We start from the raw sequence: 15,157 nt of genomic DNA, 5'->3' as shown, positions 1-15,157 counted from the left end.
GATTGCGTTTCGAAATCAGACGAACTGGCTGAGGCCAGGCACCGATGCGATGACCGTATCGACGGTTTCGTCGCCGGCGTGTTCGCGTGCGACAGCCATGGTTTCCTTGGCGAGTGCTGTGATCTCGCCCATGCCGAGGCCCTGCGACATCAGCTGCTGGCCGAGCGTCATGATGCCGCCGCCGCCGAAGCTCGACATCAGGCCGCCGAGCAGACCGCCGCCACCGGCACCTTCGCCGTTGAATTTGCCGACCAGTTCCGGTGCGCCGGGAATGGCTTCGATCATCCGCGCCACGGCAGCGTCATCCGCCTCGCGCTGCAGGAAGCCCAGCATCATGCCGATCGCCTTTTCGGCCGCATCAGGTGCAAGACCGACGCGGTCGGCAACGCGGGTAACCATCTCGTTCATCAATATCTCCTCAGTTTTGACGTTCACGTCAAGGTCATACATAGACTCGTGCCGGATGCCAACAGGCGTGTTCCAACTGGTGCCACGCAGCCCGGGTTGGCGCAACCGGCGGCTTATCAATCCTCGGCCGCAGCACCCACCGTATCGGCCATTTCAGCGCCGCGTGCCCCCATCGGCTTCGGATGGCCGGTGGTGGAATCGACCGAGGTCTGGTGCTCGAGCTCGGCATTGATCTCGGCGCCGACGACCACGATGATGACGGATACCCATGTCCAGACCATGAAGCCGATCAGTGCGCCGAGCGTGCCATAGGTGGCATTGTAATCGGCGACGTTGGCCAGATAGTAGGACACGCCGAGCGAGGCGAGAAGCCAGAAAATGGTAGAAAAGGCAGCACCCCAGGTCAGCCACTGGATCTTGGCCGGCTCGCGGCTGGGGCCGAACCGGTAGAGCGCCATGATGCCGAGCGTGACGAAGACCATCATCAACGGCCAGCGGGCGATGCGGATGATCATTTCCGACCACTGGTCGAGCCAGAAATATTTGAGCAATGCCGGGACCACGCCCATGGCAAACAGGATGACGATGGCAATCAGCATGGCGCCGAGCGTGAAGAGCAGCGACATCAGGTTGAGCTTGACGATGCCGCGCTTTTCCTGCTCGCCGTAAGCGACATTCATGGCCTCGAACAGGGCCTTCATGCCGTTGTTGGCGCTCCAGAGGGCCAAGGCCAGACCGGCAATCAGGCCGATCGACAGTGTAGCGCCGCGTTCGCTTGAAAGCGCCCGGACCTGATCGAGAAAGATGTTCAGCCCTTCGGCGGGCATGATCGTGCTCAGAAACGCGATCCGATCGGCAATCGTCACGGGATCGGCGACGAAACCGTAGATCGACACGAGCGCGCTTGCGGCGGGAAACAGCGCCAGCAGCAGGTAATAGGTGACGCCGGCGGCGATCAGCGTGATGCGATCTTCGGTTACGCCGGCATAGACGCGCCAGAACACGTCTTTGAGGCCGCGGGCCGGAATGCCCATCGGGCCATCCGCATGGCGACCCCTCTGCGCATCGCGCACGCCTTGCGCATCGAGTGTCCGAGTTCCCGCCGGTCCGGCTGTGTCCGTCATCGTCACGTATTCACCCCTCTTCTGCCGCCTCTCGCGTCAGTTTTCACTTGGCCGATTTTCAGCCGTTGCCCGGCTCTTCAGCGCATCCTATAAAAGCCATGGATTGAACGCGTTTAGGGAGCGCATAGTTGCATGGCGAATATTGATGCGGACGATCAGGCGAAACTCTTTATCGGCGGCAGTCGCAACCCTGACGACACGTTGAACAAGGCCGAATTCCTCGACATGAAGTTCGGCAACCGCCACGGGTTGGTAACGGGCGCGACCGGCACCGGCAAGACCGTGACGCTACAGGTTCTGGCCGAGGGCTTTTCGCGGGCCGGCGTTCCCGTTTTTGCATCCGACATCAAGGGCGATCTTTCCGGCGTCGCGGCCAAGGGCGAGCCCAAGGATTTCCTCGCCAAACGCGCCGAGCAGATCGGCTTTGCCGATTACGAGTTCGAACAGTTCCCGGTGATCTTCTGGGATCTCTACGGCACCAAAGGGCATAGGGTTCGCACCACGATCGCCGAGATGGGGCCGCTTTTGCTGGCCCGTCTGATGGATGCCTCCGAGCCGCAGGAAGGTGTGCTCAACATCGCCTTCAAGCTGGCCGACAAGGCCGGGCTGCCGCTGCTCGATCTCAAGGACCTCACCTCGCTCCTGAATTACATGGCCGAGAACGCGTCGGAACTATCCAAGGAATTCGGCCTCATTTCCAAGGCTTCTGTCGGCTCCATCCAGCGGGCGCTGCTGGTGCTGGAACAGCAGGGTGCGGAGCATTTCTTCGGCGAGCCGGCGCTGAAGATCACCGACATCATGCGGGTGAACCCGAATTCCGGTTACGGCCAGATCTCGATCCTTGCCGCCGACAAGCTGATGATGAACCCGCGGCTCTACGCGACCTTCCTTCTATGGCTGCTGTCGGAACTGTTCGAGGAACTGCCTGAAGTGGGCGATCCGGACAAGCCGAAGCTGGTGTTCTTCTTCGACGAGGCGCATCTTCTGTTCGACGAAGCGCCGAAGGTTCTTCTCGACCGCGTCGAGCAGGTGGTGCGGCTGATCCGCTCCAAGGGCGTCGGCGTCTATTTCGTCACCCAGAACCCGCTCGACGTACCGGAAAGCGTTCTCGCCCAGCTCGGCAACCGGGTGCAGCATGCGCTGCGCGCCTATACACCGCGCGAGCAGAAGGCAGTGAAGACCGCGGCCGACACGTTCCGGCCGAACCCGGCCTTCGATTGCGCGACCGCGATCACCCAGCTCGGCACCGGCGAGGCTCTGGTCTCGACGCTCGGTGGCAAGGGTGCGCCGTCAATGGTGGAACGGACGCTGATCCGCCCGCCATCCGGTCGGATCGGTCCGCTGACCGATGCGGAGCGACAATCGGTGATGGATCGCAGCCCGGTTCTCGGGATCTATGACGAGGATCTCGACCGCGAAAGCGCCTTCGAAATGCTGGGCGCCCGGGCAAAGCAGGCCGCCGATGCAGCCGCTGCCCGAAAGGCGCAGGATGAACTCGATCCCGCGCCGCCCGCCGGCTCCGGCGAAACCACCGGCTGGACCCTGCCCGGCTTCGGCAACAAGGACGACGACGAGCCGAAGGGCCGCAGAACCGTTGGCCGCTCGGGCTACCAGCGCGAGACGATCATCGAAGCGGCCATGAAAAGCGTGACGCGCACCGTCGCCACCCAGGTGGGCCGGGCGATCGTGCGCGGCATTCTGGGCAGTCTGAAGCGGTGACCGGGCGGATGCACAAAGCGGCAAGGACAGGGCTCTGCGCCCTCGCCCTTGTTGCGCTCGCCTTTTCCTCGACCGCGCAGGCGGCAGATGCCGGCAACGGCAAGCGGGTGTACCAGAAATGCGTCGCCTGTCATGTGGCCGACCGGGAGACCAACCGGTTCGGCCCGCATCTCAAAGGCGTCGTCGGGCGACCGGCAGCGCAAGTTCCCGACTACAAGTATTCGCAGGCGATGAAGGATGCAGGCGCAGCCGGTCTCGTCTGGGACGACGCGGCACTGTCCGCCTTTCTCTCGAGCCCCAAGAAGAAAGTGCCGGGAACCAGCATGCGCTTCTTCGGACTGTGGACTCAGGCCGAGATCGACGACGTGATCGCTTACCTCAAGACGACCGCGCAAGAAGAGTGACGGCCGGGAACGGTCGTCAGCCGTTCGGGTAAGCAGCCGAGACGGGCACGAATTCGTCGTCGCGGACGGGTGCGGCAGGGGCTGCTTGCGAGCCCGCGAGTGCCTTTTCGCGCCAGGTTTCCAGGAGCCAGGCGAGCTGGGCGAAATCGAGCCCGAAGGCATCGTGGAGGCCGGAATTGCGGCCGGTCGCATCGCGGCTCATGCGGATCAGGGCGGTTTCCGGGAGCGACAGGTCGTCGAACACGACCATCTTCATCTCCAGCTTCGGCAGAAAGCGCACGGAAATCGGCGTCATCCCGCCGTCCTTGAAGCCTTCGACATCCCGCCAGCGCCAGACTTTGCGACGCCCGAGCGTGACCATGGTGAAGCCCTCGCCATCCAGTTCCAGCCGCTGGCCGACGAGGACGCCCGCCATCATGACGGAGGCGCAGAGCGACAGGAAACCGACGCCCATCCAGAGAATGACCTGTCGCAGTGCCGGCATCGGCGGATCGGCCGGGTCGGCATCCAAAAGCAGAAACAGAAGCAGGACGGCAAAGGCTGCGCAGCCGACGGCCAGCGAAAAATAGCGGACGCGGCTGGAATAGAGGGTGACCGGACCGGGAAAGCGCGAAATCAGCGTTGCGGCATCCACCCGCCTTCGATGGAAGGTTTGCGGCCAGAGCATATGCGCAAAGACGAAGGCGCCTGCCCCGAACAGGGCCAGCACCGGCCAGCCGCCCCGGAAACCCGTCAGGATCATGACGATGCCGGACAGGGCCAGGAATGTGCTGATGCTAAAGAAAACAAGGCTCAGCGGACGGGGCAACGGATGCATGAGTGGGTCCTCCGGCCTTATGCGTGAAGGTGCAATTAGGCCTGACGAGGACAGGTTCAAGGTTTCGGGGATCAAGAGCGCTTCGGAGCGACGAGGCAGAAGAAGGCGCCCTGCGGATCGGTGGCCTGGACGATCCAGCTTCCGCCGGGCACTTGCATCGGCCCGAACACGACACTACCGCCGCCGGCCGTGATCCGCTCGATGGCCGCGTCAATCGCCGCGACGTTGAAGTAATAGGACCAGCACGGCGCAGGCACCGTGTCCGGTTTCGTCATCATGCCGCCGATCGCCCGGCCGGGATGGCCGTCATAGGCAAAGATGCGGTAGACGCCCCTCTCGCCCATGTCCATGTCATGGTCCTTCGCCCAACCGAACACGCTTCCATAGAATTCGAAAGCCTCCTCGCCGTTGCCCGCCATCAGCTCGCACCAGCCGAGATTGCCGGGATCGGCGGGGCCGAGCTGGCGGGGCGGGTTTGCCGGCGGGATCGGCGTCATGATGCAGAGAACCGCCCCATGCGGATCGGCCACAACAGCAAACCGGCCGACGCCCGGGATATCCTCCGGGTCGCGCTGGATGCGTCCGCCAAGGGAAACGAAGTCACTTGCGGTTTCATCGACATCGTCGACGGCAACATAGCCGGTCCAGTTCGGCGGCATCTTGCCTTCAAGCTCCGGCGGAAAGTGCATCATGCCGCCGATGCCGGGGCAATTCTCGCCCTCGCCCATTTCGAACAGGTAATAGGACGGCATATCAGGCATGGCGAGTTCGCGGACATTCCAGCCGACCACCGAGGCGTAGAACCTGCCCGCCGCTGACGTGTCTGACGTGATCAGTTCGCACCAGATGAATTTTCCATGCGTGTCCGAACGGGATTTCGAAACGATCTGCAGCATGCCCATCTCCCTCTTGTGTGTGTTGAACGGACCCGGCGACAAGCTCTCAATGGCAGCAGGATGACGCCTGTTGCTCGGGCTTTGCCGCATATTCGTCGTGGCGCTTGAGGAAACTCATCGTCTTGTCCTCGTTGCGGCCGAGCGGCGCGCGGTCGAGCAGCATCAGCGTGCCGATCACCTCCTCCGGGCCGCGGGCATAGGTGGAATAGGTATGGAAGATCTCGCCGGCCTCATTCCTGTAGAAGGCTGACAGGCCCGGAAGCTCCTCGAAACCTTCGCTCGCGGGCATGGCGCGGAAATTGTAGTTGATCGTCTCGCCCTGCATCTCTTCTTGCGTGAAGGAAACGCGATAGTCGTGGTTGAAATCTGTGGCGTAGGACGAGACCCAGGGAAACTGCCAGTTCATGCGGGCCTTGTAGGCCTCGATTTGCTCCAACGTGCCGCGCGAGACGGCGACCAGCGTGACGTCGTGATGATTGAGATGGGCAAGCGTGCCGTCGAAATGGTCGGCCATGAAGGAGCAACCGACACAGCCTTCGCTCCAGTCGGGTCCGAACATGAAGTGATAGATCAGCAGCTGGCTGCGACCGGCAAAAAGATCGGACAAGGTCTTGCCGCCCTGCGGCGTGTCGAAGACGTAGTCCTTGTCCACCCGCACCCAGGGCAAGGCGCGGCGGGCGGCGCGGACCTTGTCACGCAGCCGCGTTTCCTCCTTCTCGAGCGCCAGAAGCTCGAGCCGCGCCTTTAGCCACTCGTCTTTCGACAGGACGGCATTTGTCGGGAATGCGCTGACATCCATAAGAACCTCCCCTTTCTTGACAGAATAGGTTGATATCAACATAATATTTCCATGCTGTCAAATCCCGATTCGGTTCCGTTTTCCACCACGCTTCATGTCCGCGACACCTGTCTTTGCCTGCATGTGCAACGGGCAGCGCGGGCCTTAGCGCGGACCTTCGATACGGCGCTGAAGCCGGTTGGATTGAACAATGGCCAGTTCTCGCTGATGATGTCGCTCAACCGGCCGCAGCCGGCGACGATGAAATCCGTCTGCGATCTGCTTGCCATGGACCGCACGACGCTGACTGCGGCCCTGAAAGTTTTGCACGCGCGTGGCTGGATCGGCAGCGCCGTTGACCCGAAGGACAAGCGCGGACGGCTCCTGACACTGACGGAGGATGGCCGCGCGGTTCTGGCGAAAGCCCTGCCGATCTGGGAAGCGACGCATGCAGAGCTTGATGCCGCGCTGCCCGGCGGCAATGCGGACCAGCTGCGGGACTCGTTGAAGGTTGTGAGCTGAACGGGGTCGGCTGTAACTTGCGCAAACAAAAAGCGGCCGAAGCCGCTTTTTGCCGTCGCGCGCGGGCAGTCCGAGAACCGAACTGCCCGCCGGACCATTGTTTTAAAGCTTTACTCGACGGTCACCTGAACTTCGGTCGAGGTGCGCATCGCGTGGCTGTAAGGGCAGACGATATGGGCCTTGGCGACCAGATCTTCGAGCTGGGCGCGTTCGATGCCGGGGGCGTTGACCGACAGCGAGACTTCGATGCCGAAGCCGCCACCATCTTCGCGCGGGCCGATGCCGACCGTTGCGGTGACCTTGGCCTCATCAGGGATCTTCACCTTTTCCTTGGCAGCGACGGCTTTCAGCGCGCCGAGGAAGCAGGCGGAATAGCCAACTGCAAACAGCTGTTCCGGATTGGTGCCGGTAGCGCCATCGCCGCCGAGTTCCTTCGGAACCGTCAGCGTGACGTCGAGCACGCCGTTGTCGGAAGCACCGTGGCCGGAGCGGCCACCGGTTGCGGAACCCTTGGTCGTGTAAAGAATGGGCATGGAGTAACTCCCTTGGTGATAGGTATTGCCGGCTCATCGCGCGCACATTCGATGGCACGAAACTTGAACCGGCATTAGTCCAGCGACATGGTCGCTAGGCAAGAGATAGGGCACGATGGCCCGAAGTCAGGGTCGGGGCGGGAGATAGTGAACGGGGAACGGGGAGAGAAGTCAGCCGATGGCGCCATTGCCGAGGGATGGATGGTTACCGGATGCAAAAAAGGCTGCGGTCTCCCGCAGCCTTTTCGTCGTAGATCAAGAAGATGCTTACTGCCAGACGACGACGCGGGCCTTGTTGGGGACGCGCTCATAGAGGTCGATGATGTCCTGGTTCATCAGGCGGACGCAGCCCGAGGAGACGGCTTTGCCGATCGAGTTCCATTCCGGCGAACCGTGCAGGCGGTAGAGCGTGTCCTGGCCGTTCTGGAAGATGTAGAGCGCGCGGGCGCCGAGCGGGTTTGTGAGGCCCGGAGGCATGCCGCCGTTTGCGATTGAATACTTGACCAGTTGCGGCTGACGCGCGACCATTTCGTCCGGCGGGGTCCATTTCGGCCACTTCTGACGCCACTGGATGACGCCCTCGCCGCTCCAGGCAAAGCCATCGCGACCGATGCCGACGCCGTAGCGCATGGCCGAACCGCCGGGCTCGACCAGATAGAGGAAGCGCGACGGGGTATCGACGACGATCGTGCCCGGGCGTTCGCCTGTCGGATCGACAACGCGCTGGCGATAGTAGCGCGGATTGATCCGCTCATAGGGGATGGCCGGGATGAGATAGCCACCATCTTCGACGGCGCCGTACATCATCGCGGCTTCGGGATCGCCGCCAACCGGCGGAAGGCCGTCGTTGCGGAGGGCGACGCCGTCACGGTAGGTGATGATGTTGCCGGAAGGGCCCGGCGCAGTGGAAGCGCAGCTCGCGAGCGTCGAGGCAGCGCCGACACCCAGCATGGACAGGAAGCCCCGTCGGGAGAAAGAAGAGTTGGAAATCATGTTCGGAAAGTCACCCTAGAGGAACGCGTCACTGCAAAAGCAAATTTTAACGGCAATCGAACCGATTGGTTCCCTGCCTGATGTTTTGCTCCACTATCACATAACGCGGCCAGCTTCATCGACCATTCACGAGGTTGACACACACCATCACAGGGATGCGACACAGCCTGTGTCCCCTGCGCAACAGCGTAATCACTTCACTGTGTGTGAGGGCAGATACGAGACATGAGGGATTGACGCGCGACATGCAAGCTTGCCGTGGGCAGTTTTGCCACGCGTCAACGGTCAGAGTACGAAGATCGGAGTGCCGTTCGGGACGCGGTCGAACAGGTCGATGACATCCTGGTTGAGCATGCGGACGCAGCCGGATGAGGTTGCCCTGCCGACGGACTGCCAGTCCGGCGTGCCGTGAACGCGATAGAGCGTGTCCTTGCCGTCCTTGTAGATATAGAGCGCGCGGGCACCGAGCGGGTTGTTCAGGCCGGGATCGGCGCCGCCGGCTGCTGCCGCGAACTGGCGCAGTTCCGGCTGGCGCGAGACCATTTCCCCTGATGGCGTCCAGCGCGGCCATTTCGCCTTGCGCTGGATGACGCCGCGGCCGGACCAGGCAAAGCCCGCCTTGCCGAGACCGACGCCGTAGCGGATCGCCTTGCCGCCGGGCTGCACGAGATAGAGGAAGTTGGCACGGGTATCGACCACCAGCGTGCCGGGTGCTTCATTGGTCTGGTAGGACACATCCTGGCGTAGAAAACGGTTGTCGATGCGCGAATAGGGAATGGCCGGCAGCGTGTGGCCGTCGTCGCGGATCACCTCATACATGACCCGGTGCACGGGGTTGGAGACCGGCATGCCGTAGGTCTGGTGGAACTGCGTCTGATAAAGTTGACGCTTTTGCGGAATAGCCTCCTTCTGGGGAAGAGGCTGCGGCTGGACCGGCTCGTTGTAGGCCGGCTGATAGAAGACCGGCGTGGTTTCGCGGGCAAACACGGCCGGGTCCATGCGGGTCGTATCGGTGACGAACGGCACCTGGCAACCGCTGAGCGCCGTCGTCGCCACAAGAACGGCCGCAAGACCGGAGGTCCGGCTGAGCGATAAGGCTTTGTTTTGCATGGCAGTCCCGCTTCGGCATTGATGACGTCGGCGGCAATCTGTCAGGTAGCGCTTTCGCGAGGCTGGAGCGGTGGCCGCTGGATCACGTGAACTGGTTGAAGAAGCGGATGCTCTCGACAACGGCACCGGGGACGACGCCGCTGTGATTGCCGGGCAGCAGCTTTTTGTCGATCGTCACACCGGCAGACCGGGCACGATCGATCAGCAGCTGGTGGTCGGCATCAAAAGGGCGCTCTTCCGACCCGCGCAGAAGCAGTGTCGGGCATTTGAGGCTCGGCCCGAAACAGGCGGACGAGCGCATCACGAACTCTTTCGGATCGACCGCATCGAAGGGCACTTCGTTCGAGTATCGAGTAAAGAAGCGCCAGGAATTGACGCCGGCGGAAATCGGCACTGCGGCTCTGAACCGGCGCGTCATGCCGGATAGAAGCGACAGCGTGCCGCCATTGCTGTGGCCGGCGATAAACAGCCGGCTGCGATCGATGCCGGGCAGGTTTTCCAGATAGGTCGCGGCTGCCAGAGCATCGGACGTTTCGTCGTAGAAACCGGAGAAATTGCCGGCCTGGCCGTTTTCGCCGCGAAAGGACGGATGCAGGACCACGAAGCCCGCTTCCCAGTAAGCTTTCATCAGCTCCCAGTGGCCATCACCGGTGGCATTGCCGCCGTGCAGGAAAAGCACCGTCGGTTTCAGCTTGCCCGAGGCTTCGTAATGGGAAAGCCAGGCGATCAGTTCGAGCGAGCCATCCGGACCGCCGCGATACATAACCTTTTGCGCACCCGGCGGGGTCCCGAGCGGCGGCGAGGCTTCGGGTGCCGGACCGTGCTTCAGAAGATGGGTGCGGAAGCGGCGCCTGGCTTCGGCATAATCTTCCTTTTCCAGCGGCAGGGTTTCGGGGACGGGAAAGGGCGCGGCCAGGGCCTGGGGTGCAGCAAGGGAACCAAGTGCACCGAGTGCCAGACCGGTCATCAGCATGCGGCGGGTGATTGACATGGAACGACCGTCTATCAGGATATGAGTAGTCTCAGATATCGGGGTTGAGCGTAAACCCGACGGTTCAGAACGCAAGCGGGCCGGCGGTCACATCTTCGCGTCCGCCGTTTTGGCATCGATCATCGCGGTCAGTGTTTCCAGCCGGTCGGCATCGCGCGGCAGCTTGTCCATCCGCAGCCGTGCAATGCGGGGAAAGCGCATGGCGACGCCGGATTTGTGCCGCGTCGAGCGGTTGATGCCCTCGAACGCGACTTCCAGCACGAAGCCGAAATCCTTGTCGGCGCGCACCGCCCTTACCGGACCGAAACGCTCGACCGTGTTGTCGCGCACGAACTTGTCCAGCACTTCCAGTTCCGCATCGGTAAAGCCGAAATAGGCTTTGCCGACGGGCACGAGATGATCGCCATCCGGGCCATCCGTCCACACGCCGAAGGTGAAATCGGAGTAGTAGCTGGAGCGCTTGCCATGGCCGCGCTGGGCATAGAGCATGACCGCATCGACATTATAGGGATCGCGTTTCCACTTGAACCATGGGCCTTTCAGCCGGCCGGCCTGATAGACGCTGTCGCGGCGCTTGATCATGACGCCTTCGATGACCGGATCCGGCGGATCGCGGCGCAGGGCTTCGAGCTCATCCCAGGTGCTGAACGGCACGAGATCGGACAGGTCGAACCGGTCATGCGGGGCGTGGCCGATCACCTCGGAGAGGCGCTCGCGGCGCTCGAGAAAACCTTTTGCGCGCACGTCCGCCTCGCCGTCGAACAGGATATCGTAGGCGCGCACGAAGGCGGGGTAGTCCTCCAGCATCTTGGCGTTCACAGTCTTGCGGTTGAGGCGCTGCTGCAGGTCGGAAAAGGTGCGGGTGGGATTGTTGGATCGCATCGTGCCGCCGACGAGAAGCTCGCCGTCGATGACGCCATCGAAATTGATCTGCTCGACGATATCGGGAAAGGCACCGGTGATATCATCGCCGGAGCGGGAATAGAGCTTCTTCGTACCGCCATGGGCCGACATCTGGACGCGGATTCCATCCCATTTCCATTCGGCGGCATAATCGGCAGGATCGAGCTTTTCGAGATCGCCGCTTTCGACCGGATTGGCGAGCATGACCGAATGAAAGATCGCCGGCGTCGCCAGAACCGGCTTGTCGGCGTGGCCCTCCAGCCAGGCAAACAGCGACACATAGGGCGGCTCAAGCCCGTGCCACAGCGTTTCGATCTCGGTCACATCCTTGCCCGACATTTCCGACAGCGCCTGCTTTGCAAGCCGCGCCGAAACGCCGATGCGCAGCGACCCAGTGACGAGCTTCAGGAAGGCGAAACGGCCGGAAGGATCGAGGTGATCGAGCAGGTCGCGGACGGCTGAGCGCACCTCGGTGCGGCCGAGCGAATTCATGCGGGCGACGACGTCAGACAGACGCGGCTGCTCGGCATCGGTCGTGTCGTCCTTTTCGAGGCCATCCCAGACGAGCGCAATGGTTTCGGCGAGATCGCCGACATAGTCGTAGGAATACTGAAACAGAACCGCATCCATGCGCTCCAGCACCAGCTCGCGCAGCATGGCGGGCTTGACGCTTTTGAGATCCAGCGCGCTCGCCAGCGCTGCCAGCCCATAGCCGCGATCGGGATCGGGCGTGGTGCGGAAGTAATCGACCAGCAGGGTGATCTTGCCGTTGCGCGAGGGGGTGAGAACGAGGCGATCGAGGAGTGTGGCGAAGGGTTTCATGGGCGCAGCACTCTTCGAAAAACCCCCTCTGGCCTGCCGGCCATCTTCCCCACAAGGGGGGAGAAAACCAGCGGCACGGAACTGGCCCTGTTGTGCGACAGCGGCGCGACAGGCTCTAGCCCTCCCCCTTGTGGGGAGGGTGGGGAGGGTTGGGAGGGGCCTTTTTTCAGCAGCAAATGCATCATCGATCCCCCTCTGGCCTGCCGGCCATCTCCCCCGCAAGGGGGGAGAAAACCAGCGGCACGGAACTGGCCCTGTTGTGCGACAGCGGCGCGACGGGCTCTAGCCCTCCCCCTTGTGGGGAGGGTTGGGAGGGGTCTTTCTTCAACAATCCACGCATCATTCATTCCCCTCTGGCCTGCCGGCCATCTCCCCCGCAAGGGGGGAGAAGATCTGGGGCACGGCACAGCCCCTGGTGTGCGACAGGGGCGCGACGGGCTCTAGCCCTCCCCCTTGTGGGGAGGGTTGGGAGGGGTCTTTTTGCAGCAATCCACGCATCATCAATCCCCCTCGTCCTCATAGCCGACCAGGTGCAGCGGCCGCGCTGGAATGCCCTTCAGTTCGCACCAGCGCACCAGCGCTTCCTCGCGGCCATGGGTGACCCAGACTTCGGAGGGAGCGACCTCGTTGATGGTTTCCAGGAGTTCGGGCCAGTCGCAGTGGTCGGAAATGACCAGCGGCAGCTCGACGCCGCTTTGTTTGGCGCGTTGGCGCACCATCATCCAGCCGGAGGCGAAGGCGATCAGGGGTTCGTTGAAGCGGCGGGCCCAGCGATCCTGAAAGGCCGAGGGCGGGCCGACGACGACGGCGCCCTTGAACAGGTCGGGGCTGCTCTTGTCGATCGTGGCGGGGCGGATTTCGCCGAGCGCGATGCCCTGGCTTTCGTAATAGTCGCAGAGTTTGGCGAGCGCGCCGTGGATATAGATCGGTTCGTCATAGCCGCTGTCGCGGATCAGGCGGATCACCCGCTGCGCCTTCCCCAGGGCGTAGGCGCCGACCATGTGGCTGCGGTCGGGAAACTGCTTGAGCGACGTCAAGAGCTTGCCGATTTCCTCGCGCGGGTGGGGATGGTGGAAGACCGGCAGGCCGAAGGTTGCCTCGGTGATGAAGACATCGCAGGAGACGGGCACGAAGGGTGCGCAAGTCGGATCCACACCGCGCTTGTAATCGCCTGACACGACGATGCGCAGATCCTTGTGCTCAAGCGCGATCTGGGCGGAGCCGAGCACATGGCCGGCTGGATGGAAGCTGACATTGACGCCGCCGACATCGATCACCTCGCCCCACGCAGCCTCCTGTTCGGAGGTGCAGAAGTCGTCGCCGTAGCGGATCTTCATGATATCAAGCGTCTGGCGGGTGGCCAGCACATGGGTGTGGCCGGCGCGGGCATGGTCGGAATGGCCATGGGTGATCAGCGCCCGCTCGACGGGTCGCACCGGATCGACATGGAAGCCGCCGACGGGGCAGAACAGGCCGGCCGGTGTGGGATGAAGCAGTGCCTCGGGTTTCATAGGACGAGAGATAGGCGGGGAAAGCCCGCTTGGAAGAGCCTTACGGGGTGGGCAGCTTGTTTTGTTGTGCGGCGGCCGAGACTTGCGCTGTCGGCAGGCGTTTCGGCTTGAGGAAAAGGGCGGCGATCAGGCCGATGGCGGCGATCACGGCGGCGGCGAAGAAGAGCGGCGTGAAGGCGGAGAAGTAGACGGAGGCCACCGCCTCACGCGAGGCCTGCGGCAACTGATCGAGCACTTTCGGGGTAAGCGCGCCGATATCGGCAACGCCTGGAATGGCCACGCCGCTGCCCTTGACCGACGAGCCGATGATAGCGCCGTAGAGCGAGATGGCGATCGAGGCGCCGCCCATTCGCATCAGCGTCACGGCACCGGTGGCGGCACCCATGTCTTCGCGCGGGGCGGAATTCTGGACGCCGATGATCGGTGCCTGCTGGCCGAAGCCGACGGCAAGACCCTGGAGCATCAGCAGAATGGCAACGAGCCAGAGCGGCGTAGCTGACGTCACCTGCGACAGAAGCAGAAGAGCGCCGATGCTCATGACCAGGCCCAACACGGCGAACGGCTTGTAGCGGCCGGTGATGGAAATCAACCTTCCCGCCGACATGGAGCCAACGACGATGCCGCCGGTGAGGCCGATGAAGAACAGGCCGGCCTGCGATGGCGACAGGCCCGTCGTCGTCTGCAGGAAGAGCGCGTAATAGTTGACCATGCCGATGCCGACGGCGCCGGAGCAGAGCGTGATGATGAGAAACAGCGAGAAGGTGCTGTCCCTGAATAGTTTCAAGGGCACGATCGGTTCGGGGACGCGGCTTTCGACGAAGACCCAGAGGCCGGCGCAGGCCATGCCGAAGCCGAGAAGGACCAGCGATTCGAATGCCATCAGCGAGCCGAACAGCTGGTGGCTATCGGCAAAGGTGACGAGGCTTGCGATCGTCAGTGCCAGAACGACGGCGCCGGCATAATCGATCTTCGGCTTGCGCTGCGGGCGGCGATAGGGAAGCAGCAGGGCGAGGCCTGTCACGACGATGACCCCGAGCGGCAGGTTGATCAGGAAGATCGAGCGCCAGCCGAACAGATCGCTGAGCGTGCCGCCGAGAACAGGGCCGATGCTGCCGGCCGCCATGATCATAAGGCTCGAATAGCTCTGGTACTTTGCCCGCTCGCGCGGTTCGAAGAGATCGGCATTGATCGAGAAGATCGAAACCATGATGCCGCCGCCGCCAAGCCCCTGGAAGACGCGCGCCGCAATCAGCGAATTCATCGACCAGGCGAAGCCGCACAGAACCGAGCCGAGCGTGAAGAGAACGATGGCAAACAGCATCACATATTTGCGGCCGAACAGATCGCCCAGCTTGCCGTAGATCGGCATGACCGAGCTCATGGCCAGGAGAAAGGCCGAGGACACCCAGCCGAAACTTTCCATCTGGCCGAACTCGCCGACGATGGTGGGAAGTGCTGTGGAGACGATGTGATTGTCGAGCGCCGCCATGAACAGCGCTGCCATCAGGAACCAGAAAACGAACAGACGCTGTCGTTTGTCGGCAACAAGCGGGGTCTGGGCCGGGCGTGACATATCCATGGCATACTTCCTGAGAGGTCGGCGAATTTATGTGACTTCAGCATATA

The 15,157-nt window shown here is 62.7% G+C and carries 15 protein-coding genes; 3 read left to right on the top strand and 12 right to left on the bottom strand.

Annotated elements, in window-relative coordinates:
- Window positions 1–15: 15 nt before the first annotated feature.
- Window positions 16–408, bottom strand: coding sequence for a hypothetical protein (locus tag ASF70_RS10720; RefSeq protein WP_062454796.1), 393 nt, complete (start codon window positions 406–408; stop codon window positions 16–18).
- 116 nt (window positions 409–524) lie between these two features.
- Window positions 525–1,532: a YihY/virulence factor BrkB family protein gene (locus ASF70_RS10715; protein WP_062453515.1), complete on the bottom strand. Its 1,008-nt coding sequence runs from the start codon at window positions 1,530–1,532 to the stop codon at window positions 525–527.
- A 132-nt stretch (window positions 1,533–1,664) separates the two neighbouring features.
- Between ASF70_RS10715 and ASF70_RS10710 the strand changes: the two genes are divergently transcribed.
- On the top strand, window positions 1,665–3,251 hold the full coding sequence (locus ASF70_RS10710) for a helicase HerA-like C-terminal domain-containing protein (RefSeq protein WP_062579590.1): 1,587 nt from the start codon (window positions 1,665–1,667) through the stop codon (window positions 3,249–3,251).
- 8 nt (window positions 3,252–3,259) lie between these two features.
- Entirely contained in the window at window positions 3,260–3,655 is a 396-nt protein-coding gene (locus ASF70_RS10705; protein WP_062579587.1) for a cytochrome c family protein, read from the top strand.
- Between the two features lie 16 nt (window positions 3,656–3,671).
- Here the strand turns inward: ASF70_RS10705 and ASF70_RS10700 are convergent, their stop codons facing one another.
- The 3 genes from ASF70_RS10700 to ASF70_RS10690 all read right to left on the bottom strand — a co-directional run bounded on the left by ASF70_RS10700 (window position 3,672) and on the right by ASF70_RS10690 (window position 6,167).
- Window positions 3,672–4,472, bottom strand: a complete 801-nt coding sequence (locus ASF70_RS10700; protein ID WP_062579585.1) for a hypothetical protein — start codon at window positions 4,470–4,472, stop codon at window positions 3,672–3,674.
- A 71-nt stretch (window positions 4,473–4,543) separates the two neighbouring features.
- Window positions 4,544–5,368 (bottom strand): VOC family protein, encoded by an 825-nt coding sequence (locus ASF70_RS10695; RefSeq protein WP_062579583.1) that lies wholly within the window; start codon window positions 5,366–5,368, stop codon window positions 4,544–4,546.
- A gap of 46 nt (window positions 5,369–5,414) precedes the next feature.
- Window positions 5,415–6,167, bottom strand: a complete 753-nt coding sequence (locus ASF70_RS10690) for a thioredoxin family protein (protein WP_062579581.1) — start codon at window positions 6,165–6,167, stop codon at window positions 5,415–5,417.
- 54 nt (window positions 6,168–6,221) lie between these two features.
- Here ASF70_RS10690 and ASF70_RS10685 point away from each other — a divergent pair, with 54 nt between their 5' ends.
- Window positions 6,222–6,668: a MarR family winged helix-turn-helix transcriptional regulator gene (locus ASF70_RS10685; RefSeq protein ID WP_062580199.1), complete on the top strand. Its 447-nt coding sequence runs from the start codon at window positions 6,222–6,224 to the stop codon at window positions 6,666–6,668.
- Window positions 6,669–6,778: 110 nt separating this feature from the next.
- On the opposite strand, the gene ASF70_RS10680 is transcribed toward ASF70_RS10685, so the two are convergent.
- The 7 genes from ASF70_RS10680 to ASF70_RS10650 all read right to left on the bottom strand — a co-directional run bounded on the left by ASF70_RS10680 (window position 6,779) and on the right by ASF70_RS10650 (window position 15,110).
- Window positions 6,779–7,201 carry an organic hydroperoxide resistance protein gene (locus ASF70_RS10680; RefSeq protein WP_062453520.1) on the bottom strand — a complete coding sequence of 141 codons (423 nt, stop codon included), beginning with the start codon at window positions 7,199–7,201 and terminating at the stop codon, window positions 6,779–6,781.
- A gap of 267 nt (window positions 7,202–7,468) precedes the next feature.
- A complete protein-coding gene (locus tag ASF70_RS10675) occupies window positions 7,469–8,194 on the bottom strand; it encodes a L,D-transpeptidase (RefSeq protein WP_062579579.1) in 726 nt (241 codons plus the stop codon).
- 285 nt (window positions 8,195–8,479) lie between these two features.
- A complete protein-coding gene (locus tag ASF70_RS10670) occupies window positions 8,480–9,304 on the bottom strand; it encodes a L,D-transpeptidase (protein ID WP_062579578.1) in 825 nt (274 codons plus the stop codon).
- Window positions 9,305–9,386: 82 nt separating this feature from the next.
- The gene (locus ASF70_RS10665) at window positions 9,387–10,295 is read right to left on the bottom strand and encodes a prolyl oligopeptidase family serine peptidase (RefSeq protein ID WP_062579576.1); all 909 of its coding nucleotides are present in this window, start codon (window positions 10,293–10,295) and stop codon (window positions 9,387–9,389) included.
- A gap of 87 nt (window positions 10,296–10,382) precedes the next feature.
- Window positions 10,383–12,020: a cisplatin damage response ATP-dependent DNA ligase gene (locus ASF70_RS10660; protein ID WP_062579574.1), complete on the bottom strand. Its 1,638-nt coding sequence runs from the start codon at window positions 12,018–12,020 to the stop codon at window positions 10,383–10,385.
- A gap of 500 nt (window positions 12,021–12,520) precedes the next feature.
- Window positions 12,521–13,531, bottom strand: a complete 1,011-nt coding sequence (locus ASF70_RS10655; protein ID WP_062579571.1) for a ligase-associated DNA damage response exonuclease — start codon at window positions 13,529–13,531, stop codon at window positions 12,521–12,523.
- Between the two features lie 40 nt (window positions 13,532–13,571).
- The gene (locus tag ASF70_RS10650; RefSeq protein WP_062579570.1) at window positions 13,572–15,110 is read right to left on the bottom strand and encodes an MDR family MFS transporter; all 1,539 of its coding nucleotides are present in this window, start codon (window positions 15,108–15,110) and stop codon (window positions 13,572–13,574) included.
- Window positions 15,111–15,157 lie beyond the last annotated feature (47 nt).

The sequence above is a fragment of the Rhizobium sp. Leaf321 genome, from assembly GCF_001423215.1.
Classification (GTDB): Bacteria; Pseudomonadota; Alphaproteobacteria; order Rhizobiales; family Rhizobiaceae; genus Neorhizobium; species Neorhizobium soli.
Note: the sequence above shows the minus strand (reverse complement) of the source record. Positions and strands in the feature narration are given on the sequence as shown.

Coding starts and splice junctions, on each gene's coding strand:
- ASF70_RS10720 (WP_062454796.1), bottom strand. CDS start 408: ATGAACGAGATGGTTACCCGCGTTGCCGACCGCGTCGGTCTTGCACCT.
- ASF70_RS10715 (WP_062453515.1), bottom strand. CDS start 1,532: ATGACGGACACAGCCGGACCGGCGGGAACTCGGACACTCGATGCGCAA.
- ASF70_RS10710 (WP_062579590.1), top strand. CDS start 1,665: ATGGCGAATATTGATGCGGACGATCAGGCGAAACTCTTTATCGGCGGC.
- ASF70_RS10705 (WP_062579587.1), top strand. CDS start 3,260: ATGCACAAAGCGGCAAGGACAGGGCTCTGCGCCCTCGCCCTTGTTGCG.
- ASF70_RS10700 (WP_062579585.1), bottom strand. CDS start 4,472: ATGCATCCGTTGCCCCGTCCGCTGAGCCTTGTTTTCTTTAGCATCAGC.
- ASF70_RS10695 (WP_062579583.1), bottom strand. CDS start 5,368: ATGCTGCAGATCGTTTCGAAATCCCGTTCGGACACGCATGGAAAATTC.
- ASF70_RS10690 (WP_062579581.1), bottom strand. CDS start 6,167: ATGGATGTCAGCGCATTCCCGACAAATGCCGTCCTGTCGAAAGACGAG.
- ASF70_RS10680 (WP_062453520.1), bottom strand. CDS start 7,201: ATGCCCATTCTTTACACGACCAAGGGTTCCGCAACCGGTGGCCGCTCC.
- ASF70_RS10675 (WP_062579579.1), bottom strand. CDS start 8,194: ATGATTTCCAACTCTTCTTTCTCCCGACGGGGCTTCCTGTCCATGCTG.
- ASF70_RS10670 (WP_062579578.1), bottom strand. CDS start 9,304: ATGCAAAACAAAGCCTTATCGCTCAGCCGGACCTCCGGTCTTGCGGCC.
- ASF70_RS10665 (WP_062579576.1), bottom strand. CDS start 10,295: ATGTCAATCACCCGCCGCATGCTGATGACCGGTCTGGCACTCGGTGCA.
- ASF70_RS10660 (WP_062579574.1), bottom strand. CDS start 12,020: ATGAAACCCTTCGCCACACTCCTCGATCGCCTCGTTCTCACCCCCTCG.
- ASF70_RS10655 (WP_062579571.1), bottom strand. CDS start 13,531: ATGAAACCCGAGGCACTGCTTCATCCCACACCGGCCGGCCTGTTCTGC.
- ASF70_RS10650 (WP_062579570.1), bottom strand. CDS start 15,110: ATGGATATGTCACGCCCGGCCCAGACCCCGCTTGTTGCCGACAAACGA.